Annotated in this window: 16 protein-coding genes; 7 read left to right on the forward strand and 9 right to left on the reverse strand. The window is 35.4% G+C overall.

Translation table 11 applies throughout. The features are described from left to right. Positions 1 to 42: 42 nt before the first annotated feature. Positions 43 to 1,326: a M16 family metallopeptidase gene (locus AC1RNE_RS13515; protein WP_492801457.1), complete on the forward strand. Its 1,284-nt coding sequence runs from the start codon at positions 43 to 45 to the stop codon at positions 1,324 to 1,326. 71 nt (positions 1,327 to 1,397) lie between these two features. Further along, a complete protein-coding gene (locus AC1RNE_RS13520; RefSeq protein WP_309922504.1) occupies positions 1,398 to 1,835 on the forward strand; it encodes a CBS domain-containing protein in 438 nt (145 codons plus the stop codon). Between the two features lie 46 nt (positions 1,836 to 1,881). Here AC1RNE_RS13520 and AC1RNE_RS13525 read toward each other — a convergent pair whose 3' ends face one another. Continuing rightward, positions 1,882 to 2,796 (reverse strand): PfkB family carbohydrate kinase, encoded by a 915-nt coding sequence (locus AC1RNE_RS13525; RefSeq protein WP_492801458.1) that lies wholly within the window; start codon positions 2,794 to 2,796, stop codon positions 1,882 to 1,884. Between the two features lie 401 nt (positions 2,797 to 3,197). On the opposite strand from AC1RNE_RS13525, the gene AC1RNE_RS13530 reads away from it, so the two are divergent. Then, positions 3,198 to 5,525 (forward strand): penicillin-binding protein 1A, encoded by a 2,328-nt coding sequence (locus AC1RNE_RS13530; RefSeq protein ID WP_492801459.1) that lies wholly within the window; start codon positions 3,198 to 3,200, stop codon positions 5,523 to 5,525. Positions 5,526 to 5,596: 71 nt separating this feature from the next. Continuing rightward, entirely contained in the window at positions 5,597 to 6,613 is a 1,017-nt protein-coding gene (locus AC1RNE_RS13535; RefSeq protein ID WP_492801460.1) for a GntR family transcriptional regulator, read from the forward strand. A 37-nt stretch (positions 6,614 to 6,650) separates the two neighbouring features. Here AC1RNE_RS13535 and uvrC read toward each other — a convergent pair whose 3' ends face one another. Next, a complete protein-coding gene (uvrC, locus tag AC1RNE_RS13540; RefSeq protein ID WP_492801461.1) occupies positions 6,651 to 8,462 on the reverse strand; it encodes an excinuclease ABC subunit UvrC in 1,812 nt (603 codons plus the stop codon). Positions 8,463 to 8,978: 516 nt separating this feature from the next. Between uvrC and AC1RNE_RS13545 the strand changes: the two genes are divergently transcribed. Together AC1RNE_RS13545 and AC1RNE_RS13550 are read left to right on the forward strand one after the other, a co-directional pair. Further along, positions 8,979 to 12,215, forward strand: coding sequence for a SusC/RagA family TonB-linked outer membrane protein (locus AC1RNE_RS13545; protein WP_492801462.1), 3,237 nt, complete (start codon positions 8,979 to 8,981; stop codon positions 12,213 to 12,215). A gap of 57 nt (positions 12,216 to 12,272) precedes the next feature. Next, complete coding sequence (locus AC1RNE_RS13550; protein ID WP_492801463.1) at positions 12,273 to 14,015, forward strand: RagB/SusD family nutrient uptake outer membrane protein; 1,743 nt, start codon at positions 12,273 to 12,275, stop codon at positions 14,013 to 14,015. A gap of 74 nt (positions 14,016 to 14,089) precedes the next feature. Here AC1RNE_RS13550 and AC1RNE_RS13555 read toward each other — a convergent pair whose 3' ends face one another. Both AC1RNE_RS13555 and AC1RNE_RS13560 read right to left on the reverse strand, forming a co-directional pair. Continuing rightward, on the reverse strand, positions 14,090 to 14,635 hold the full coding sequence (locus AC1RNE_RS13555) for a CopD family protein (protein WP_492801464.1): 546 nt from the start codon (positions 14,633 to 14,635) through the stop codon (positions 14,090 to 14,092). A gap of 22 nt (positions 14,636 to 14,657) precedes the next feature. Further along, entirely contained in the window at positions 14,658 to 15,392 is a 735-nt protein-coding gene (locus tag AC1RNE_RS13560; protein WP_492801465.1) for a polyprenol monophosphomannose synthase, read from the reverse strand. Between the two features lie 551 nt (positions 15,393 to 15,943). Between AC1RNE_RS13560 and xylA the strand changes: the two genes are divergently transcribed. After that, positions 15,944 to 17,275: a xylose isomerase gene (gene xylA, locus AC1RNE_RS13565; RefSeq protein ID WP_309922480.1), complete on the forward strand. Its 1,332-nt coding sequence runs from the start codon at positions 15,944 to 15,946 to the stop codon at positions 17,273 to 17,275. Positions 17,276 to 17,351: 76 nt separating this feature from the next. On the opposite strand, the gene porN is transcribed toward xylA, so the two are convergent. The 5 genes from porN to AC1RNE_RS13590 form a co-directional block, all read right to left on the reverse strand. After that, the gene (gene porN / locus AC1RNE_RS13570) at positions 17,352 to 18,245 is read right to left on the reverse strand and encodes a type IX secretion system ring subunit PorN/GldN (RefSeq protein WP_492801467.1); all 894 of its coding nucleotides are present in this window, start codon (positions 18,243 to 18,245) and stop codon (positions 17,352 to 17,354) included. A gap of 110 nt (positions 18,246 to 18,355) precedes the next feature. Beyond that, positions 18,356 to 19,933, reverse strand: a complete 1,578-nt coding sequence (gene porM, locus AC1RNE_RS13575) for a type IX secretion system motor protein PorM/GldM (protein WP_492801469.1) — start codon at positions 19,931 to 19,933, stop codon at positions 18,356 to 18,358. Between the two features lie 104 nt (positions 19,934 to 20,037). Continuing rightward, positions 20,038 to 20,826 carry a type IX secretion system motor protein PorL/GldL gene (porL, locus tag AC1RNE_RS13580; RefSeq protein WP_492801471.1) on the reverse strand — a complete coding sequence of 263 codons (789 nt, stop codon included), beginning with the start codon at positions 20,824 to 20,826 and terminating at the stop codon, positions 20,038 to 20,040. A gap of 140 nt (positions 20,827 to 20,966) precedes the next feature. Next, entirely contained in the window at positions 20,967 to 22,109 is a 1,143-nt protein-coding gene (porK, locus tag AC1RNE_RS13585) for a T9SS ring complex lipoprotein PorK/GldK (RefSeq protein ID WP_492801473.1), read from the reverse strand. 255 nt (positions 22,110 to 22,364) lie between these two features. Next, on the reverse strand, positions 22,365 to 23,339 hold the full coding sequence (locus AC1RNE_RS13590) for a PorP/SprF family type IX secretion system membrane protein (protein ID WP_492801475.1): 975 nt from the start codon (positions 23,337 to 23,339) through the stop codon (positions 22,365 to 22,367). Positions 23,340 to 23,365 lie beyond the last annotated feature (26 nt).

The following is a 23,365-nucleotide window of genomic DNA, read 5'->3' on the forward strand; positions in this document are numbered from 1 at the left end:
ATGAACATTTATAAAGTCTAATAAAAATTAGTATAACGAGAAATGATTATAGATAGAGTAAAAAATCCAGATTATCAAACTATTCAGCAAGTAAGCATTCCAAAAATTGAAAGCATTTTCTTGTCAAACGGCATTCCATTGCATTATATCAGTGTTGGGGAACAACCTGTAGTAAAGCTCGAAATTAGTTTTGATGCAGGGAATTGGTATGAAAAAGAAAATGGAGTATCATTTTTTACTGCCAAAATGCTTGGAGAAGGAACAGCTAAATATTCGTCTTCACAAATAAGTGCTTTTTTTGATCAATATGGAGCCTTCATAGAGTTTGGTCATGGGCTTGATAGAGCAAATATTACGGTATATGGATTAGCGAAGTATTTGCCTGCGCTTTTGCCCATGGTACAGGAAATACTCAATAATGCTACTTTCCCAGAGGATGAGTTAATAAAATTCAAAAAAATACAGTTACAAACGCTATCAGTAAACACTGAAAAAACTTCGTTTTTAGCCAATAAAATTTTTAGAAATACCATATTTGGAGATAATCATCCATACGGAAAATCTTTGGACGAAGAAGCTATCAATACTATTAGTCGTGCATCGTTACTTGAATTCTATCAAAGCTTCTGGTTAAATAAAAAGCCACGAATATTTTTATCAGGAAAAATAACGGAAGCGGAAGTAAAGCTGGTAGAAGACTTTTTTGGAGATATTAAAGTGCAAGAGGGCGATAAAAAATATTTGGATAATACCCAAGTATACAGAGCTGAGAAGAAGGAAATATTGATAGATAGAGAAGAAAGCGTACAATCGTCTATCAGAATAGGAAAGCAGATGATGACTCGCAAACATCCAGATTATTTTAAAATGCTGGTTTTAAATGAGACTTTAGGAGGATATTTTGGCTCAAGATTGATGAAGAATATTCGTGAAGAAAAGGGACTTACTTATGGCATTTCTTCAAATATTGCTCCTTTTTCACAAGCAGGTTATTTCGTGATTGGAACTGATGTTAAAAAGGAATACACGCAACTTACAATAGATGAAATCCATAAAGAAATAACAATACTTCAGAAGGAATTAATTGATGCTGAAGAATTAGAAGTTGTTAAAAACTATATGATTGGTTCATTTGCTGGCTCTTTGAATACGCCATTTGATATTTCAGACCGTTATAAGGTTATTTTTTCTGAGGGACTTCCTACTGATTTTTACGATTGTTATATTCAAAATATCCAAACTGTTACTACTGAGATGGTTATGGAAGTGGCAAATCAGCATTTATCGATAAATTCTTTAGATGAAATAGTAGTAGGTGGAAAATAAATTGACTTTTCGGCTTTTTTATTTAGGATTTTTTCGCTAAATTATAGCATTATAACAAAATAAATAAAGCTATGAAAAGAGTATCTAATCTTATTTATCACAAAGGAAATACTGTTACTGTCATCGATGCTTCTAAAACTGTTTACGAAGCACTTGAGATTATGGCCCAGAAAAATATAGGGGCACTGGTAGTATATAATCAAGATGAGTTTGTAGGAATACTCACAGAGCGAGATTATGCTCAGAAAGTAATTGTGAAAGGAAAACATTCTAATGATACTTTGGTATCAGAAATCATGGAATCAGAATGTCCCTCTGTTAAGTTTGAAGATTCTATTGAAAAATGTATGGAGATAATGTCTGAAAGACATATACGATATCTACCTGTAATTGCTGAGAAACACGTTGTAGGGATTGTTTCGATGGGAGACGTAGTACGATATATTATTGAAGACCAGAAAGCAACGATTAGTCATTTACAAAACTTTATATCTGGCGGAGGAATGTGAAGATGTCGGATTACTAGACGATACAAATCTAGTAATCCGAAAAAGCTTAAATATCAAATCCAGCTAAATCTTTAAATTCATTGATACGTGAAGTAAGTTCTTCATCGTTCAGGTCAACAATTCTTTCTGTACCAAATTTCTCTACACAGAATGATGCCATTGCCGAGCCATGTACGATGGCTCTTTTCATATTTTCAAAGCTGATATCGTCAGTTTTAGCTAAATAGCCAATAAATCCACCAACAAAAGTATCTCCAGCACCAGTTGGGTCAAACACTTGTTCTAGTACCAAAGCTGGGCAGAAGAATAATTTATCACCTTGGAAAAGCAAAGCTCCGTGTTCTCCCTTTTTGATAATTAATGTTTTAGGCCCCATTGCCATAATCGTTTTGGCAGCTGTTCTTAATGAATAATCACCTGAAAGTTGGCGTGCCTCCTCATCATTGATACAAAGTACATCAATCATAGTAAGTACTTTTTTCAAATCATCCATTGCAATATCCATCCAAAAGTTCATTGTATCCATTACAATTAATTTTGGGCGTTTTGCCAAACGTTCGATGACTGTTATCTGTACTGCTGGCGTCAAATTACCCAACATTAGGTATTGGCAGTCTTGGTATTGTGCTGGAATAATAGGGTCGAAAGTGCCTAAAACATTTAATTCAGTAACTAAAGTATCACGAGAATTCATGTTGTTGTGATAACGACCAGACCAAAAGAAAGTTTTTTCTCCTTTTTTTATTTGTAAGCCAGTAGTGTCAATTTCTTTACTTTCAAGAAGTTGAATATATTCTTGTGGGAAATCTTCGCCTACAACCGCTACAAGGTTTACGGGAATTTTGAAGTAAGAGGCAGACAAAGAAATATATGTTCCTGCACCACCGATGATTTTGTCTGTTTTGCCGTAGGGTGTTTCGAGGGCATCAAATGCTACCGAACCAATTGCTAATAAACTCATTTAGAATATTTTAGAATATTGAAATAATCATGCAATTTACGACTTTTCAAGTGTTTATATATAGGCGTTATTTATAAAGTTGGTATTTGAAGGATAAAAATCCGCAGAAATGCTTGTGTAAATTTCATATAAAACTATCAAAATATTGTATATTGATAAAAACCTCAAAAGGAAATCATTTCTTTTACAATTTTTAAAAAACCAAGACGTTCTCTGCAACAGAAATACCATTTTGCAATTGGCTAAAGTGCAGGTATTTGCAGGAATTCAATATTTAATTTTTAAATTTGTAAGATAGTTAATTTAATATCATTGCTCATTCATATCTTAGGGAACTTGCAGGTTTAAGTTTGTTACCACTTAAATATAATCCTTTTATAAATCCTTATTGAAAATTACCCATGATTCAATTTCAAACTGGTAAATACAAACTAATCATAAAACGGCTATGGAGGCTGTCGATTATTGGTTTTGTTGCTTTTATACTCTATATCTTTGCTGTTCAATATAACTTCTTATGGCTTTTTGGCGGGATGCCTAGTTTACAAGAACTAGAAAATCCGAAGAGTCAGATTGCCTCTGTTTTGATTTCTGAAGATGGTGTAGAATTAGAAAAATATTTCCGTGAAAACCGCTCACCGATTGAGTATGAAGAGCTTTCTCCTAATATCATCAATGCTTTAATTTCAACAGAAGATGCCCGTTTTACACAGCATTCTGGGATTGATTTAAGAAGTACTTTCAGGGTTATATCACATTTTGGTAGCGCTGGAGGAGGAAGTACGCTTTCACAGCAATTGGCCAAAAACCTTTTTGATACACGTAGGCTAGATCAAACAGAAGATGGCCCAAGTTATAAAGGATTGTTAGCAAAAATCCCATTGGTCAGGACGATAATCGCCAAAACCAAGGAATGGATTTTAGCCATTCGTTTAGAAAGCCGTTATACCAAACAAGAAATACTTAAAATGTATTTAAACGAAGTAGAGTTTGGAAATAATGCCTACGGAATTAGAGTAGCTTGTAAAACTTACTTTGGAAAAAGTGTGGGAAATGTATCCGTAAAAGAAGCCGCAACTTTAGTCGGAATGCTGCAAAACCCTGCCATGTACGACCCTCGTCGTCATCCAGAAAGATGTCTTGTTCGTCGAAACGTTGTACTAGGTCAGATGAATAAATATGAACATCTGTCGGAAGGAGAAATGATATCCTTGCAAAATGAACCGCTAGATTTGAAATTTAAAGTAGAAAATCAAAACACTGGACAAGCTCCTTATTTTCGTGAAGCTGTAAAAAAACAACTACAAGCCCTCCTTGCTGATATTAATTCAACCAGAGACGATGATGACCAATTGAATTTATATACTAGTGGTTTAAGGATTCATACAACCATTGATTCAAGATTGCAGGCCTATGCTCAAACATCTTTGGAAGACCATATGAAGGCCGAACAAAAGTTGTTTTATGCACACTGGAAAGGCAGAAACCCGTGGGTTGATGAAAGAATGCACGAAATCAAAGGGTTCCTGAAAAGTGCAATGAAACGTACTCAGCGTTATAAAGCATTGATGGAAGAATTGGATGGAGATGAAGAGGCTGTTTGGAAAGTATTGAAAACACCTGTGAAAATGACGGTATTTTCTTGGCAAGGAGATAGAGATACTACTTTATCACCTCTTGATTCTATGAGTTATTACAAAAGAATCTTGAACTGTGGATTCATGGCGATGAATCCCAACGATGGGCATATCAAAGCTTGGGTAGGAGGAATAAATTTTAAATATTTTAAGTTTGATCACGTAAGACAAAGTAAACGCCAACCAGGCTCTACCTTCAAACCATTTGTGTATGCAAGTGCCCTTGAAAATGATGCTGTAAGTTTGTGTGAAAATGTAGTTGATGAGCCAGTAACGTTTGGCCCAGAAGATGGAATTGATAGACAATGGACACCGCAGAACTCAACAGGTAGTTATTCTTACGCTTCTATGTCGCTTCGTCATGCTATGGGGCTTTCTATTAACTCCATTTCTGCTAGGTTAATGAAGTTATTAGGACCAAGAAAAATAGCAGAATTTGCCAATAGGGTAGGTATTCAGAGTAGTTTGATGGAAGTTCCTGCTTTATGTTTGGGTGCTAGCGAGGTTTCTGTATATGAGCAAGTAGCCGCTTATAGTACTTTTATCAACCAAGGCTATCGTATAGAACCTATCATGATTTTGAGTATTGAAGATAAAAATGGGAATGAATTAAGACGTTTCGAAACAACGACCAAACAAGTAATTAGTGCCGATTTAGCCTATAAGATGACTTATATGTTAAAAGGGGCTGTACAAGAATCAGGCGGAACGGCTCAAGGATTGAATCGATATAACTGTGCACAAGGCAATGATATTGGTGCAAAAACAGGTACTACGTCTAATTACTCAGATGGTTGGTTTATGGGTGTTACTCAGAACTTAGTAGCTGGTGTTTGGGTAGGAGGCGACGACAGAAGTATTCACTTTAGAAGCTTGGCACTCGGACAAGGAGCAAAAATGGCTATGCCTGCTTATGCTAATTTTATGGATAAAGTATATGCTGACCAGTCTTTGGCAATAGCAGGTTTCAAGAAAGAACCTTTTAAAAAACCTGACGGAGCAGATTTAGGGTGTAACTCTTATACCGTAGATTCAACGCAAGTACAAATGCCTACTGCTAAACCCAAAGAAGAAGAAGGCTTTTTGAAATAAAATCTTGAATTTTCGATTCATTTAAATTTGGAGAGAAAATGAGTGTAATAATTGTCGATTAAACCCCATCAATGAAAAATAAATTACAAATCGAACCTAAAGCTCAAAAACCAAAATATCAACAAATTGTAGATGAAATCATTGAGAGAATCCAACAAGGACTTTTAAAAAGAGGTGACCAACTCCCGACAATTAATGATATTACGGCGTCTTTGGGTGTTGCTAGGATGACAGTAATTCGAGCCTACGAAGAGCTTCGAGAAAGAGGAATTGTGGCTGCACAGCATGGCAAGGGATATTATGTTGCTTCAACTAATATTCAGGCTTCCATGCACGTTTTTGTGCTTTTTGATGCCATGAACTCTTATAAAGAAGTACTTTTCCATGCCATGAAAGAGGCGCTAGGAGAAAATGTTTCTATTGATTTGTTTTTTCATTATCACGATTTGAAGGTTTTTGAAAACGTAATTATTAATAATATTGGTAATTATAATTTCTATATTATTATGCCTCACTTTAATGAGGATGTTTCGGATATTGTTACGCAAATATCTAAAGACAAATTATTGATTTTAGATATTGATGTCGAGCAACTGGATGAAGAATATGCAGTTTTATACCAAGATTTTGAACAGAACTTTTATCAAGGACTCACAGAAGCGATTCCGATGTTGAATAAATACGAAAGTTTAACATTGTTCTTGAGTAAAAACCAGTTTCAGTACACGCCCAAAGGTATTATAAAAGGGTTTAGTAAATTCTGCGAAGCACACAATGTAATAGGAGAAGTGGTAGATAATCTCGATGTTGAAAACCTGCAAAAAGGACACGCATATATACTTTTCTTAGAGAATGACTTAGTCCGTTTTGTCAATTATACCCATAAAAAACAGTTGAAACTAGGAGAGGAGATAGGCTTACTTTCTTATGATGATACACCGATTAAAGAAATTTTAGCTGAAAACGGCATTACTACTATCTCAAACGACTTTGTTCAGATGGGAAAAATGGTTGGAAGAATGGTGCATAATCGACAAAAAGGAAAGATTGCTAGCGCAAGCTCATTGATAGTAAGAGGTTCATTATAACATCATCCACAGATGAATGATGTTATAATGACAGCTATTATTGGTCGTTAATTACTTTTAATTGCTCTTTTAATTTTAAAGCTTTTGCTCTGCCTAATAGGGTTTCTAATTCCTCAGAAGTAGCCTTATAAATATTACTTACAGTACCAAAGTGCTTCAATAGTTTTTCGGCTGTATTTTTTCCGATACCGTCAATGCTTTCTAGTTGACTAATAATAAAGTTTTTAGAACGCTTATCTCTGTGTTTAGTAATACCAAATCTATGGGCTTCATCACGAAGACGTTGTATTAACTTGAGTGATTCCGACTTTTTATCAATGTATAGTGGAATGCTATCTTCTGGGAAATAAATTTCTTCTAGTCGTTTGGCGATACCAATAATCGGAATTTTTCCATAGAGTCCCAAGTTTTTCAATGCATCTGCCGAAGCACTTAATTGTCCTTTGCCACCATCAATAATAATCAAATCAGGTAAATCTGCCTCTTCTTGCAGTAATCTTGAATACCTCCGCGTAACTACCTCGTGCATGGTAGCAAAATCATTAGGCCCCTCAACTGTTTTTGGGGTAAAATGCCGATAGTCTTTTTTAGAGGGCATCCCATTCTTAAAACACACCATTGCTGATACGGGGTTTGTCCCTTGAATATTAGAGTTATCAAAACATTCTATGTGGCGTGGTATAGATTTTAATTGCAAATCATTCTTTAAGGTAAGCAAAATCCTCATTTTTGCATCACCTGCACTTTCTTCAGAGGCTTGTCGGTCGGCTTTTTCTTTCTTAAAGTATAGCACATTTTTCAAAGACATCTCCAAAAGCTTTTTCTTATCTCCAATTTGTGGAATGGTATTTTCAACTCCTTTCAACTCAACTGACAAGGGAATATTAGTAATTACCTCTTTCGCTTCGCTTTCATACTTATCACGCATTTCCCATACCATCATGGTCAATATATCTTCATCGGTTTCATCCAACTTTTTCTTTACTTCTAACGACTGAGTCTGCGTGATAAAACCATTCAATACTTTCATGAAATTAAAATAGAAAGCATTTTCATCTGAAACAATTGAAAATACATCAACATCCCTAATGTTAGGATTTACCACAGTTGATTTACTTTGAAAATTAACAAGATAAGCTAGTTTTTCTTTGAATTCCTGTGCTTCTTCAAAGGCTAACTTAGAGGCTGCCTCTTGCATTTTTTCTTCAAAATATTGCTTAGGAAGGCTCATATTGCCTTTCAAAATATTCTTAGCTTGGTCTATTTCCTTTAGATAATCTTTTTCAGTTTGTAGTGCTTCACATGGACCCTTACAATTACCAATATGGTATTCTAAGCATACTTTAAACTTTCTATCTTCAATATTTTTATGATTAAGGTTCAAATTGCACGTTCGAAAAGTGTATAGCTGATTAAACATTTCAAGGATAGCATACATCGCTTTCTGATTAGCAAAAGGGCCAAAGAAAGTCCCCATTTTTTTATCCACCCTTCTGATGGTAATAATTTTGGGGAAAGGCTCATTGGTCACACAAATAAAAGGGTACATCTTATCATCCCTCAACAAAATATTATATTTAGGTTGAAACTTTTTGATAAGTGTATTTTCTAAAAGTAAGGCATCGAATTCAGTGTGAACAATGGTAAATTCAAGGTTTTTGATTTGACTAACTAAACGTTTTGTCTTTCTATCATGCTGATTCGATTTGGCAAAATAACTACTTACTCTATTCTTTAAATTTTTGGCTTTTCCTACATAAATAACAGTTCCTTCTTCATCGAAATATCTATATACCCCCGGAAGTTCTGGAACTTTAGCTAAAGCACTTTTATAATCAAACTCATCCATATCATTTTATTTAAAGTACAAATTTACTAAATAAAACAACCACCATTTTGGAAAAATTTTACTTAGATTTTTACAAGAAAATTGTAAAATAAATGCTGTACGGGTTTATTGGCTTCTCCGTAAAAAAATAGATTTTTTTTATTTTTAAATTATTTTAATAGTAACGCTCTATATCTAAAAAACTTTTTAATTGGCCCAAATTAGCTTAAATAATATTATTTTATCAAATAAGAATATAATACTAAAAAAACATAAATAATATTAATATACTGATAATCAATGTGTTACAAAATGTTAAAATAATACTGGTTAATATTTTTTTATTTATAAAAAGTATCAAAATGATACAATAAATATTATCAAAATGATACATTAAGAATATAGGCTCATCAAATTAAAATGAAATAAATTATTAGAATATATATAATCGTTTTGTTATGGAATTAAAATAAGCATATATTTACAAGGATTTTCGACCAAAAATCTAATTTTTTCAATCAAAAACCCAATTTTATTATGAACACAAAATTTTACTCTACATGGAAGAGTATGCTTTTGTCGTGCGTCTTTTTATTAAGTACGTTCTTGACAATGGCACAGGACAGACGAGTAACAGGAAAAGTTACTGGCGGAGATGGTCAGGGTATTCCTGGAGTCTCAGTTCTTCTAAAAGGTACCCAAACTGGGGTTTCAACCGATGCAAGTGGTAGTTTTGCCATCAATCTCAAATCAGGTAAAGATGTTTTGTTAATTTCAGCAATTGGCTATAAAAGCACTGAAGTTAAAGTGGGTGTACAGAGTACTGTAGATGTTATTTTAGCAGAAGATGTTTCTGCCCTTGATGAAGTAATTGTAACAGGTTATTCTAGTTCAAACAAAAAAGAATCAACAGCTGCTATTTCAACAGTAAAAGCGAAAGATTTATCAGCCGTTCCTTCAGGTAATATCGAACAGCAATTACAAGGTAAAGTTTCAGGGGTAACTGTAATTACGAGTGGTCAGCCGGGTACTACAAGTATTGTGCGTGTACGTGGTTTTGGTTCATTTGGTGGTAATAACCCATTATATGTTGTTGATGGGGTGCCTACACAAAATACAGACTTTATTTCTCCAGATGATATTGAGACAACAACTGTATTGAAAGATGCTGCTGCTGCTTCTATCTATGGAGCAAGAGCTGCTTCTGGTGTAATTGTATATACTACTAAAAAAGGAACAAAGAAGGCTCGTCCTTTAGAAGTAACTTATGATGGTATGTATGGCGTGACTGATCCAGGTACTGGAGTTAAAATGTTAAGTCCTCAAGATCAAGCTACTTGGGATTTTGCTGCTATGAAAAATGCTGGACAAACTCCTTCACACGTTCAGTATGGTTCTGGAACTACTCCAATTATTCCAGATTATTTAATGGTAGGACCAAACCGTAAAGGTGTTGTTGGTAGTATTGACCTTGCAGCTGAAAAAGCTAATTATCAAAATAACCCATTAGCAGGTAATTTATATTTAGTAATGGCTGCTAACAAGTCAGGTACAGATTGGTACAAAGAAATAACTCGTACTGCTCCAATCACAAGACATAACTTAGGGTTTTCAGGCGGTACAGAAACAAGTCGTTTCTATTTCGGATTGGGCGTTCAAGAACAAGCAGGTATCTTGAAATTCAACCAATTCAGACGTTATGACTTCCGTGCTAACTCTGAATTTGATGTTACTAAGAAATTACGTATCGGTGAAAACTTACAATTTACTTACCGCCAAACAAAAGGTTTAGCCGGAGGTAATGGTGGTGCTGGTATTGCACAAGAAGAAAGTTATTTATTGGATGCTCAACGTATGCCAACAATTATCCCAGTTTATGACGTATTCGGTGGATATGCTGGCTCGGCTGCGGGTGGTTTTAGTAACCCTCGTAACCCAGTTCAAGGGTTGACATTAAACTCTAAAGATAATGTATTTGGTTTGAGTGGCTTTGGTAACATCTATGCTGAATACGATGTATTACCTGAATTGACATTGAGAACAAGCTTTGGTGGAGGTGTTGGTTTTGGTACTTATCAAGACTATACATTCGTTGACCATGGTAACTCTGAGCCAAGTGCAGGTAAGAATGCATTAAGAGAAGGAAGCTCATATGTATATAACTGGATATGGACAAACCAAGTAAATTACAAAAAGAAATTTGGTCTTCATGGTATTGATGCCTTAGCGGGTATAGAAGCGTTGAATACTGGAGCTGGTAGAAATATCGAAGGATTTGGACAAGATCCATTTACTACAAGTCTTGACTACCTAAGTTTAACTACTATCTCAACAGGTAAAAACGTTTCAGGTGGATTGTTTAGCGGTGTAAATTTCTATTCATTATTTGGTCAGGCAAATTACTCTTACAACAGCCGTTATTTCTTAACAGCAGTTGTACGTCGTGATGGTTCTTCTCGTTTTGGTGCAAACAATCGTTATGGGGTATTCCCTGCGTTCTCTGCAGCATGGAGACTATCTTCTGAAGACTTCATGAAAGATTTAGTATTTTTCAATGATTTGAAAGTAAGAGCAGGTTGGGGACAAATGGGTAACTCAAACAACGTTGATCCAAATAACCAATACAGTTTATATTCTTCAAGTATTGGTACTGCTGCGTATGACATCAATGGAACAAACAATTCAGTAGCAGAAGGTTTCTATAGAAGCCGTATCGGTAACCCGAATGCAAGATGGGAAACTGCTGAAACTTCAAACATTGGTATTGATGCTTCTATCTTAAATGGCAAGTATGAAATTCAATTGGACTTCTGGAGAAAAGATACAAAAGACTTATTGTTCCAAGTACCAATTGCTGCAGTAATCGGTGTTTCAGCCGCTGCTCCGTCAGTAAACATTGCTAACATGCGTAACCAAGGAATTGACTTACAAATTGTCAACCATGGAAACTTTAGTCGTGACTTCAAATATGACCTTACAGTTAACGGTTCATTGTTAAGTAACAAAATTACTGCGTTGGCACCAGGTACTGATTACTTTGATGTAACTCCTCCAACAAACCGTTTAAGTATTGCTCCAACACGTAACATGGTTGGTTACTCAATGGCTTCTTTCTACGGATATAAAGTATTAGGTTACTTTAAAGATGCTGCTGAAGCTGCTGGTGCTCCAACTCAAGATGGTGCTGGTGCAGGTCGTTTCCGTTATGCTGATATAAATGGTGATGGTGCAATTACTGCTGATGATCGTACAGTATTAGGAAGTCCAATCCCAACATTTACTGGTGGTATCAACTTAAAAGTTACTTACAAGAACTTTGATATCGAAACATATTTGTACACTTCTTTAGGAAACCAAATCTTCAATATGACGAAATGGTACACGATGTTTGGTTCAACGTTCCCAGGTTCTGCAAAGGCTGATGCTGTTAAGAACTCATGGACTCCAACTAACTTGAATGCTTCTTCTCCAATTTTCGAGAACGTATCTAACTTCAGTACTGATACACAACCAAACTCATGGTATGTTGAAAATGGTTCTTATTTAAGAATGACTAACTTGACTTTAGGATATAATTTACCTAAAGCTACTTTAAATAAGTTGAATATGAAGAAAGTAAGAATTGCTTTATCAACTAACAACGTATTTACAGTATCAGGTTATTCAGGTCTTGATCCTCAAGTTGGTGGACAAGCAGATACTAACTTCGGTATTGATATTGGTAACTATCCAGTAACAAGAAGCTATAACTTGTCAGTAAAACTTGGTTTCTAATATCTTGTTGCTATAAGATTAGGGAATTATGTTCAACTAAAAAATAGAAAAACTCAAATGAAAATAAATATAATTGGTAAAACACTTGTCGGTACAGCCCTTTTATCTGCTATTCTAGTGGTTGGGTGTAAAGACAGCTTTTTGGAGGTAGCTCCAAATGGACAATTAACAGCTGCCCTTTTGACTTCAAAAGCAGGTCTTGAAGGTACATTAATGGGGAGCTACAGTATGTTGAATGGACGTGGATATTCTCGTCTTGCTTCATCAACTAACTGGGTATATGGAAGTATACTTGGGGGAGAAGCTAACAAAGGAACTGAATCTGGTGACTACGGTGCTATCAACCCAATCCAACGTTTCGAAACAATTGCAACTGCAAGTGATGTTGAAGATACTTGGAAAGCAAAATACGAAGGTATCAGTAGAGCAAATGCTGTTATTCGTTTAGTAGCTAATGCTGATGCTGCAGTTACTGCTGCTGACAAAGCGAGGATTTTAGGAGAAGCTAAATTCTTGAGAGGTCACTACTACTTTGAATTGAAGCGTTTGTTTAATTTTGCCCCATACGTTGATGAGACAATGGATTATGGTACAGGTATCGAAAAAGTTAAAAATGATACTGACCTTTGGCCAAAAATCGAAGCTGATTTCAAGGCTGCAATCGCTGGTTTACCTGAAACTCAGATTGCGGCAGGTAGAGCTAATAAATGGGCTGCTACTGCGTATTTAGCTAAAGTATATATGTATCAAAAGAAATATACAGATGCTAAAGCACTATTTGACCAAATTATTGCCAATGGTAAAACAGCAAACGGTAAAAAATATGCTTTAGTTGCTAAATATGCTGACGTATTCAACGCTGCTAACGATAACAACGAAGAATCTGTATTTTCTATCCAAGCTGCTGCTAACACAGGTAGTGTGAACAATGCAAACCCTGAGAATGACTTGAACTTCCCTTATGGTGGTGCAGCTGCTCCAGGTGGATGTTGTGGTTTCTTCCAGCCAAGTTTTGAGTTAGTAAACTCATTCCGTACAGATGCAAATGGTTTGCCTTTATTGGATGGTTCTTATAACTCTGCTACTAATGCTGTGAAGAATGACTACAATCTATTATCGAAGGATCCATTTACTCCAGATGCTGGTAATTTAGATCCTCGCTTAGATCACTCTGTAGGTCGTCGTGGTATTCCATATTTAGATTACGGCCCGTTCCCTGGTGCTGACTGGATCCGTTCTCAAAGCTGGGGTGGTCCATACTCTACTAAGAAATTTGTTTATTACAAATCTCAAGAAGGAACTTTGACAGATGGTAGTTCTTGGACAAGAGGTTATGCTGCAATGAACTATAATATCATTCGTTATGCTGACATATTGTTAATGGCTGCTGAAGCTGAAGTAGAAGTTGGATCATTAGCAAAAGCTACTGAATATGTAAACCTAGTTCGTAATCGTGCTTCTAACCAAGCTGGTTTTGTGAAAGGTGCTGACGGAAATCCTGCTGCTAAATATGTAATCACTACATACGGTACATTCGGAAGCAAAGCTGCTGCTACTACAGCAATTCGTTTCGAACGTAAATTAGAGCTTTCGGGTGAAGGTCACCGTTTCTTCGACTTAGTTCGTTGGGGTGTTGCTGAGACTGAACTTAACAAATACTTTGCGTATGAAGGCAATCTCTTGAAAGTAGCGCTTGGTGGTGCTAAGTTTACTGCTGGTAAGTATGAAATTTTACCAATTCCTGCAACTCAAATTGATAGACAAGGAAAAGATATCCTAAAACAAAATCCTGGATATTAATCTTGATAATGTAGTGTAAATAAGAAAGGGATGGCAATTGCCATCCCTTTCTTGTTATATAACGCAAATGAAATTTACTTCTTTTTCTCTCTGATTGATTTAACAATTCTGACTGCTGACATTATCAATATAGCAAAAATGATTAAACCAATAATTCCCCAAATCCAATCGACTGTATTCTTTAAAACGACGATAAATACAATGGCAAATAAAAAGATGGTAGCTACTTCATTGAATAATCTTAACTGAAATCCTGTAAACCTAAATTTATCTTCTCTGAGCTCTAAGATTAATTTTCGGCAATAAAAATGATAACTTATTAAGCCGAGTACAAACGCTAATTTTAAATGAAGCCAACTTTGTGAAGCAAAACTATCCCACCATAGCCAGTAAATCATTGTAGTACCCGTTATGATTGTTAGCCACATGGCTGGAACCATGATAGCATTGAAGAGTACTTTTTGCATTCGTTTATACTCTTTTTGAAGAATTTGTCGTTCAGGGTCAGGCTTCTCATTCGCTTCAGTGTGGTAAACAAATAAGCGGGGTAAATAAAAAAGCCCAGCGAACCAACTCGTTACAAAAATGATATGTATTGCTTTAATATGATTATATTCCATTGTTAAACCATTTTCAATGATTTTATGAATGCTTGTAGTTTTTGAAAAAGCTATTAACCTTCATTTGAATAACCCCGAGAATAGCCTCTTTGAAAATATTAGCCGACATTTTAGAAACGCCTTTGGTTCTATCGGTAAAAATGATAGGTATCTCGGCAATCTTAAATCCATACTTCCATGCTGTAAATTTCATTTCTACCTGAAAAGCATAGCCAACAAATTTAATTTTATCAAGATTAATTGTCTTTAACACTTTAGAATGGTAGCATTTAAATCCTGCTGTTACATCCATTATCGGCATTCCTGTGATAAAACGAACGTAATAGCCCGCAAAATAAGACATTAGAACCCTTCCCATTGGCCAATTGACAACGTTTACCCCACTTATATAGCGTGAACCAATAGCCATGTCAGAACCCTCTATACAAGCATTATAAAGCTTTACTAAATCTTCGGGATTGTGCGAAAAGTCCGCATCCATTTCAAAGATATATTCATAATTATTGACAAGAGCGTATTTAAACCCATGAATATAGGCAGTACCTAAACCCAACTTCCCTGTTCTTTCTTGTAAATGCAAACGATTTTTACCGAATTCATCTTGAAGTTCTTTTACTTTCATTCCAGTACCATCTGGTGAACCATCATCAACAATTAGTAAGTCAAAACTTGGTTCTAAACTCATTACTTTACGGACAATGGATTCAATGTTTTCAATTTCGTTGTATGTCGGTATAATTACAAGACGAGAGATCATTATGGAATTTGCGCAGGTTAAAATTTAATATTGATACAAAGTTACGAAAATCTATAGCATATTATGGTATAGAAAATTTAATAGCAGGAACAGCCGAACAAATATCCATTCATAACCCGTATAACTTATATAAAGACTTATGGAAAGGATATTAACCAAATCTGGAATATTTATCTGTTACAAGACTTTTTAAAGCCTTTATAACGAATTATTTATGTTTTGAATACTTCATTTAATTAAATAGGGTTAAAATCTGATAAAAATATCATTATATTGATGTATAATTGTATTTTTGTTGGTTGAATTTTTCGGAGATATCATTGAGATAAAATACTCTTAGACAAGTTTATACCAACGTTATAATACTATTTTATTGTCCATTTTAACAAGATTTAAGAATGTCTTCTACTTCGAATAAAAATAATTTCAAATAATGAGAAACATTTTTTGTGTTTCTTAGATGTAATAGTATTTTTGCATTAAATTTATAGAACAGTATAGAACACATATTTATACCGACTAAACAAATTAAACAATCAATAACAAAGACAATGGCAAACATCACGTTAGGCGACAAAGAGTATTTCGCAGGAATTGGTAAAATACAATTTGAAGGAAGAGAGTCTGATAACCCTTTAGCGTTCAAATGGTATGATGAAAATCGTATTATTGGAGGCAAAACAATGAAAGAGCAAATGCGTTTTGCAATTGCTTATTGGCATACTTTCTGTGGAACTGGTGCTGATCCTTTTGGTCCTGGAACAAAAGTATTTCCTTGGGATGCAAAAAATGAAATCGTAGGAAGAGCTAAAGATAAAATGGATGCAGCCTTTGAATTCATTACTAAAATTGGTGCTCCATACTATTGTTTTCATGATATTGACTTAGTAGATGAAGGAAGTTCTTTATCAGAATACGAAAGCAATATGCAAGCAATTGTAGACTATGCAAAACAAAAACAAGCTTCAAGTGGTGTGAAATTATTATGGGGTACTGCCAACGTATTCTCGAACCCACGTTATATGAATGGAGCTTCTACTAACCCTGATTTTTCAGTATTGGCGCATGCAGGTACACAAGTAAAAAATGCTATTGATGCTACTATTGCTTTAGGCGGTGAAAACTATGTGTTCTGGGGTGGTCGTGAAGGTTATATGACATTGTTAAACACAGATATGAAACGTGAGTTAGCTCACTTAGGACGTTTCTTAACGATGTCGCGTGATTATGCTCGTAAAAACGGGTTTACTGGTAAATTCTTCATCGAACCTAAGCCATGTGAGCCAACTAAACACCAATACGATTTTGACTCTGCTACCGTAATCGGCTTCTTGAAAGAATACGGTTTAGAAAATGATTTTATGTTGAATTTAGAAGTAAACCACGCTACTTTAGCTGGTCATACATTCCAACATGAATTACAAGTAGCTGCTGACAACAATATGTTGGGTAGTATGGATGCTAACCGTGGTGATTATCAAAACGGATGGGATACTGACCAATTCCCTACTAATTTAAATGAATTAGCTGAGTCTATGTTGATTATCTTAGAGGCTGGTGGAATCACACAAGGAGGTATCAATTTTGACGCTAAGACACGTCGTAATTCAACTGATTTAGACGATATTTTCTTGGCTCACATCGGTGGTATGGATGCTTTTGCTCGTGCATTAGTCATTGCTGATAACATCTTAGAGAAATCATCTTACAAGAAATTGCGTAAAGACCGTTATGCTTCTTTTGATGGCGGTAAAGGTGCTGACTACGAAGCTGGTAAATTAACTTTAGAAGATTTAAGAAGTTATGCTTTTGAAGTGGGTGAACCTAAAGTTACTAGCGGTAAGCAAGAATTATTTGAAAATATCATCAATCAATTCATCTAGTCTAGGTTGATTGATAATTCATAAAAAAAGCGAATGGAAATTTTCCACTCGCTTTTTTTATGATATTATTCTTGGATTAATATTCCCAAAGATTATGTTCCATTTCCATCAATTTGTATTCTAATTGTTGAGATTGGATTAGCCCTTGTTTTTCTCCTCCATAAAATTCGTCTAAGCTTTTATCTTCAGGGTTCCCTTTTTTGGTAAGTCTAGCATGGAATAAACGTAAATCGAAAGCATCTGCCATATTTTTATGTTGAGCTTCGTTTTGAGCATTATACCAGATACAATTTGGGTTACTTCTGAATAGTTTGTCTAAGTCTTTGTATTTGAATGACGCTACAGTCTTATCAAAACCAGCCGCCGTTTTATTAGCAGGAATAATGATTGTGATAGCTTGAATATCATAGTATAAACGAGAGCGCTGTTTATCAAAAATAGCATCTTCTCTGATTTCTATGATAGAAAGCTCTTTAGCGAAATACAAATCTCCCGTTTCACTGGCAGGCTTAGCAGGAGCTTTAGCACCATTTGCCGCAGGTTTAGGGTCTCCCCAGCCATCATCAGCCCCTGTGGTAGCAGTACTTTCAGCACCGAATCCTGCAGCTCTTTCAGCATCAGAAAGGGCATTGTCTCCGATAGAGTTTTCAACAACCAAGTTCTTTAGAAAATCTTCTTTAGAAATCTTCGTTTTTAATGAATCGTTTCTATAAGGTTGCAAAACCCCACTCTGAACCCATTCCATTAAATATTTGGTAATCTCGTTTCCTTTAGAGAAAAAAGGTTGGTTTTGCTTTTCATTCAAATCCATTCTTCTCCATAAACGCATCTTCCACATGATATTAGAATCATCGATAGGACGTACAGAGTCGGGATTTTTTCCTCTAATGTCTTTTTCTTGTGCTGTTACCAGCGAACAAGAAACTAAACTAAGAACAATTGCTCCGGTAATTTTGATTAAATTTTTCATAATGTTATTATCATTACAAGTTTTACACTAAGCTTGATTATCAAATACTTGTAAACTTATAGCTATCACAAATTTTGTATAAATTAATGTCGTCTATACAAAATATGAGATTAGTTTAATGGAATATTCTTTACCATTTGAAATGGAATAGTTTCTATTACACCTTTAAAGTTTTTTCGTTGAACACCTTTTACCTCGATATAGTAACGGTCTCCAGCTTGAGCACTCTGCGCTAATGAACTAATACTTCCAGCACCAGGTAATGTAATGTCAGCAACTTTTTTAGAGCCTCTTGCTAAAGCTACATAAATTTCTGATACACGGTATTGAGCATCTTCAGGATTGGTTGCTTTGAATGATTCATCGGCAATTGCTCTTGCTTCAACACTTCTTAAACCACTTGCACTAGCACCACGCTTTTCATCTAATTCACCACCACCACCGAAGATTTTCACTTCAGGTCTTGGTACTCTTCTTACTCTGAATTTCTCTGTTCCTAATAGGATACCACCATTGTTGATGTTTAATTCTACAGAAGCAGCACTTGGTACTACAGTTACTTTACCACCACCAGCAGCAATAACCTCTGCACCATTGGCACTAAAGCTTGGTTGCCATAAAGCACCTAATCCTGGGCTAACAATACTTAATTTATTCGCACAACCTAAATACAACGGAGGTAAGCTACCTGCTTCGATATTATAAGTTGGTTTTAAGACAAAGTATTCACCATTAAGGGTTCTAGTTTCAGGACCGTTAGGGCCATTGAATGAGATACTAGCCGAATAAGTTTTCTTTGAAAGTCCACGACTGTCGTATTGACCGCCCTGTGCCTTAAACTTAATCTGACCTTTACCATCTCTTACAGGTACTCCAGCACCATTGAAGCTCATTCTAGGCGTAATTCCACTTGAATAAGCTGCAATAAACATTTCAGCTTCATAATCCATACCAGCTACTACAGTATTAGATTTTGCAGAAACCATGGCTAATATTTTATCGAACTTGATGTCTTTGATACCTACTTTCTCTGCTAATTGCCCTAAAATAGTACTTTCGTAACGACGAATTTCAGATTGTTTCTGACTTAACGTTGCTAAAGCAGCAGGTACTGGCGTTTCAGCAAAGTTCAATTCAGCGAAATCTTTATTTTTATTGTTAGCATCCTTAGCTACCGCAGGGTCTTCTTTTCCTGAAAGAGCTAGGGGCTCAAACTTCGTATTTTTATCACTATAAGTTGCTATTTTAGTGACAAAATTATCAAGCTGAGTTTTTAAGCCATAAGCTAATCCATTCTTTTTACCCCCGATCATTATCTCATATACTTTTTCGGTTTCTTTCATACCGACATAAGCACCTGTTTCTGGATCTATACCACCCGTTTGTTCAACGATAGTACCTTTCAAATTATCTAATTCACCAACCATCGCGTCAGAAAGCTTACGTACTTCTTGCGCTTGTCTAATGATATCAGCATATTGAGCAGGATTAGGCGAATCATTTACTTTTGCCTTAATCCCTTCAACAGTTTGGTTATTTTTTTGAACAGCAGAGCCATTCGCTGCTTCTAAGCTATTATTTAATAGTACAAATTTTTGTAAAAGGGCATCGCTCACTTGCAATGCAAGTAAAGCTGTGAGCACCAAATACATCATCCCAATCATCTTCTGACGGGGCGTTTCTTTCATTCCAGCCATTTTCTTATCTACTTGTAGGAGTTTTTGTTTAAGTTTTTTTTCAACATTTTGTCTTGATTAGTATTAAACTATCAAAGACGGATATGTTTCTTAAATTAGTTCCCTTTCATGGCTGTTAACATACTTCCATAAACATTGTTTAGTGAAGTTAAGTTAGAAGTCAATTTGGCTAATTCTTGCTTAAACTGCTGAGTATCTTTACTTGCATCAGCCATGTTTTCCATCGCTACTGTTAAGTTGCCATAGAAAGCATTCATTGCTTTTAAATGCTTGTTTGTATCTTGTAATTCTAATTCATATACAGCATTCAATGCACCCATGTTTTGAGTAACTTTCTGGAACTGTACACGATATTCTTTAGCATCTTGTGAAGCATTGGCCATTTCACCCATTGCACTCATCGTTACGCCATAAGCCTTGTTCATTTCTGTCATTGTACCAGCAGCAACTTTTACGTTTTTAGCATATTCGTTTGTAGCTACAGTAGCATCAGTAATTGTTCCAATTTTTGAAACCGTTTCTGTTAATGACTTCATGCCTTTACCTAAATTTTCAAAAACATCTGGCGTAATTTTAGCATTAGCTAACATTTCGTCCATTTTAGCTGTTAAACCAACGCCTGCAGTTGACGTTGCCACACTTCTTTTAGGCAATTCACCTTGAAAATCTTTAGATAATTCTGGATATACTTTTTCCCAATCGTAAGATTTCTCAGGTTTTGCAGAAAGATACAATACCCCAAATAATATAAATATAAATGCTTCAGTAAACATACCAACCATTAGCATTTCATTGGCATTATTCCAGTGTAAGATTTTAAATAAAGCACCAACGATAACAACTGCTGCACCAAAACTGGCGATAACGTTAATAATTCTTTCCATTTGTCTTTTTAATGATTTTGAGTGTAATATGATTTGAGAATGATTTGATGTGTGAAGGGATTATCAAAACGAAGCGAGAGAATGTTGTCGTAAATTAACGACTGGATTCCCTCGCTTACGATTTAAAATCGTTTTTTCTTTTATCTGAATTCTTTTCCAGATGAACGTCCTAAATGATTCATGGCACAACGGAAGCCGATATAAGATCGTTTCTTTGTTTCATATTCATAAGAACGAGTACCTGTTTCAAGATAATAAGCAACATCTTTCCATGAACCGCCACGAATAACTTTTCTTGGTTCGTCTTTATCGTCATTCATCGTGTTTAAGTCCCAAGTAACTGCTACAGCATTGTCTGCATAAGCATCTAAGCACCATTCGGCAACGTTTCCTGCCATGTTATATAAACCATAATCGTTCGGATTGAACTGGTTTGCAGGAGCCGTATAAGCATATCCATCTGCATCATAATTACCTCTGTGAGGCTTGAAGTTGGCTAGCAAACATCCTTTAACGTTCGCTACATAAGGGTTACCCCAAGGATATTTAGCAGAAGCTTTTCCACCACGAGCAGCCCATTCCCATTCAGCTTCAGATGGTAAGCGGAATCTTGGAGAAATATACATTCCCTCAGAGGTTCTGTAATCATTATAAGCTTTTGTTCGCCAGTCGCAGAAATATCTTGCAGCAATCCAGCTTACGCCCACTACTGGATACATATCAAAAGCAGGGCTTGAGAAATAATATTCAGTCATTGGGTCACCATTATGATAAGTAAAGTCTTTACTCCATACAGTAGTATCAGGATAATATTCAGAAATAACTTTTTCTTCGCCTAGTACAGCGATTGAGTCTGTCAACATTACATCGGTAAATTGACGATATTCGTTGTTGGTGATTTCTGTGTCGTCCATATAAAATTGAACAACTGTTACACGTTTGTTAAAACCAACTGACGATGCAGCAATATCTTCATCCGCTTGCCCCATCATATAAGAGCCAGCCGGAATTAAAACCATGCCTAGTGGAGTAGTTTGCTTCCAACCTTTACGGCTAGTAGCTGCAATTTCCCCATTAACCATTTTAATATCTTCTTTTTTGCTACTTCTACTTCGTTTACCGTTTTTGCCTTTGGCAACCTGTTCTCCTCTAGACCTGCTACTTCTTCCCCTACTACTAGTCGATTTGCTAGTACCAGAAGAGCTACAGCTATCCAAAAACAAAACAGTAGTAACTACTAAAAGTAGTAAGGATATTTTCCTGTAAATTCCACTGTAATTCATAGTGTCTTAACTTTTTTAATTGATACCCGTGAGTAAAATAAGGTAATGATCTCTTAAATTTTGATAATGGTTGTATTAATAATCGTACTTTATATTTATTGTAATAAAATTCATTTTTAGTGTTAAATCTTCTTAAAAACGACCTTATTTACTCGGTTATTATAGTAACCCAAAAACAAAGTTAATATTTTTTTTTGTTGTAAATACATCAATCGTTTATTTACGTTTTTGTAAGCACATTTTACAGAAAAAAAACTACTGATGTCTGAACCTTGGTGTACGTACAGGTGTCTTCTTTCCACCAAATAATTTAGGTGCTGGCAAGGCATAACTTATTAATACTTCGTGTGATGTAGGCGACTTAGCTGTTTGCCCAACAGTGGTTAAATCTAGCGAATATCCCAATCTTAATGAGTTATTCAACATCGAAATACCTGCAATAATGATACCAGCATCGTTTAATCGATAGGAGCCTCCTAACCAATATTTTTCTGTATAAGTAAAAATCGCACCTCCTTCTAAAGCCGTTGTTACGAAATCACTACGCCAAAGGGCTGTAGGAGTAACTTTTACGTCATCGTTTAAATAATAATCATAACTCGCCGTTACATTCAGGGCTTGTTTGATGGTATACTGACTAGCTCTGTCAACACCAAAACTATAATTTGGATTATTTACGTGATTAAGACTTACCCCGATTTGATAATTCTCTGCTTTATATAAAACCCCCAGTGATAAGTCTGCTTTGGTTTCATTAAGTTTTTTTAGGGCTGCATCCACAATTGGGTCTCCAGATTCACCAGGTCTGAAATTTGAATCAAATGTTTTAGTATGAAAACCACCCTTTATACCAATTGAAATAATCGAACCATTTCTAAGCCCGATTTGATAAGAATATGATAACAACATATTCTGATAACCACTTCCAGAGGGTGTTTTGTCGTTCACAAACTGAATACCAAGCCCACTATGAAGGCCATTTAACGGCATTGAGGCTGTAAAAAGCTGTGTTCCTAATGACCCCGAACCATCATAAGTAGTTTGATAGGCTGTCCATTGATTACGGTAATGTAATTGAAATTTCATCACACCATCAGTACCAGCAGTGGCTGGATTAATGTATAGTGGATTAAACATATATTGGCTTAACTGTGCATCTTGTTGAGCAAAGACGGAATAGTTTGCCAATAGCAGTAGAATTATAGTAAAAAATTGTAAATTCTTTCGCATAGTCTTTCAAAAAAGTACAAATAAGT

It is taken from the genome of Arcicella sp. GW822-FHT02H01 (assembly GCF_058802005.1).

Excerpts from the sequence above, each read along its gene's own strand:
- AC1RNE_RS13515 (WP_492801457.1), top strand. The coding sequence starts at position 43 with ATGATTATAGATAGAGTAAAAAATCCAGATTATCAAACTATTCAGCAA.
- AC1RNE_RS13520 (WP_309922504.1), top strand. The coding sequence starts at position 1,398 with ATGAAAAGAGTATCTAATCTTATTTATCACAAAGGAAATACTGTTACT.
- AC1RNE_RS13525 (WP_492801458.1), bottom strand. The coding sequence starts at position 2,796 with ATGAGTTTATTAGCAATTGGTTCGGTAGCATTTGATGCCCTCGAAACA.
- AC1RNE_RS13530 (WP_492801459.1), top strand. The coding sequence starts at position 3,198 with ATGATTCAATTTCAAACTGGTAAATACAAACTAATCATAAAACGGCTA.
- AC1RNE_RS13535 (WP_492801460.1), top strand. The coding sequence starts at position 5,597 with ATGAAAAATAAATTACAAATCGAACCTAAAGCTCAAAAACCAAAATAT.
- uvrC (WP_492801461.1), bottom strand. The coding sequence starts at position 8,462 with ATGGATGAGTTTGATTATAAAAGTGCTTTAGCTAAAGTTCCAGAACTT.
- AC1RNE_RS13545 (WP_492801462.1), top strand. The coding sequence starts at position 8,979 with ATGAACACAAAATTTTACTCTACATGGAAGAGTATGCTTTTGTCGTGC.
- AC1RNE_RS13550 (WP_492801463.1), top strand. The coding sequence starts at position 12,273 with ATGAAAATAAATATAATTGGTAAAACACTTGTCGGTACAGCCCTTTTA.
- AC1RNE_RS13555 (WP_492801464.1), bottom strand. The coding sequence starts at position 14,635 with ATGGAATATAATCATATTAAAGCAATACATATCATTTTTGTAACGAGT.
- AC1RNE_RS13560 (WP_492801465.1), bottom strand. The coding sequence starts at position 15,392 with ATGATCTCTCGTCTTGTAATTATACCGACATACAACGAAATTGAAAAC.
- xylA (WP_309922480.1), top strand. The coding sequence starts at position 15,944 with ATGGCAAACATCACGTTAGGCGACAAAGAGTATTTCGCAGGAATTGGT.
- porN (WP_492801467.1), bottom strand. The coding sequence starts at position 18,245 with ATGAAAAATTTAATCAAAATTACCGGAGCAATTGTTCTTAGTTTAGTT.
- porM (WP_492801469.1), bottom strand. The coding sequence starts at position 19,933 with ATGAAAGAAACGCCCCGTCAGAAGATGATTGGGATGATGTATTTGGTG.
- porL (WP_492801471.1), bottom strand. The coding sequence starts at position 20,826 with ATGGAAAGAATTATTAACGTTATCGCCAGTTTTGGTGCAGCAGTTGTT.
- porK (WP_492801473.1), bottom strand. The coding sequence starts at position 22,109 with ATGAATTACAGTGGAATTTACAGGAAAATATCCTTACTACTTTTAGTA.
- AC1RNE_RS13590 (WP_492801475.1), bottom strand. The coding sequence starts at position 23,339 with ATGCGAAAGAATTTACAATTTTTTACTATAATTCTACTGCTATTGGCA.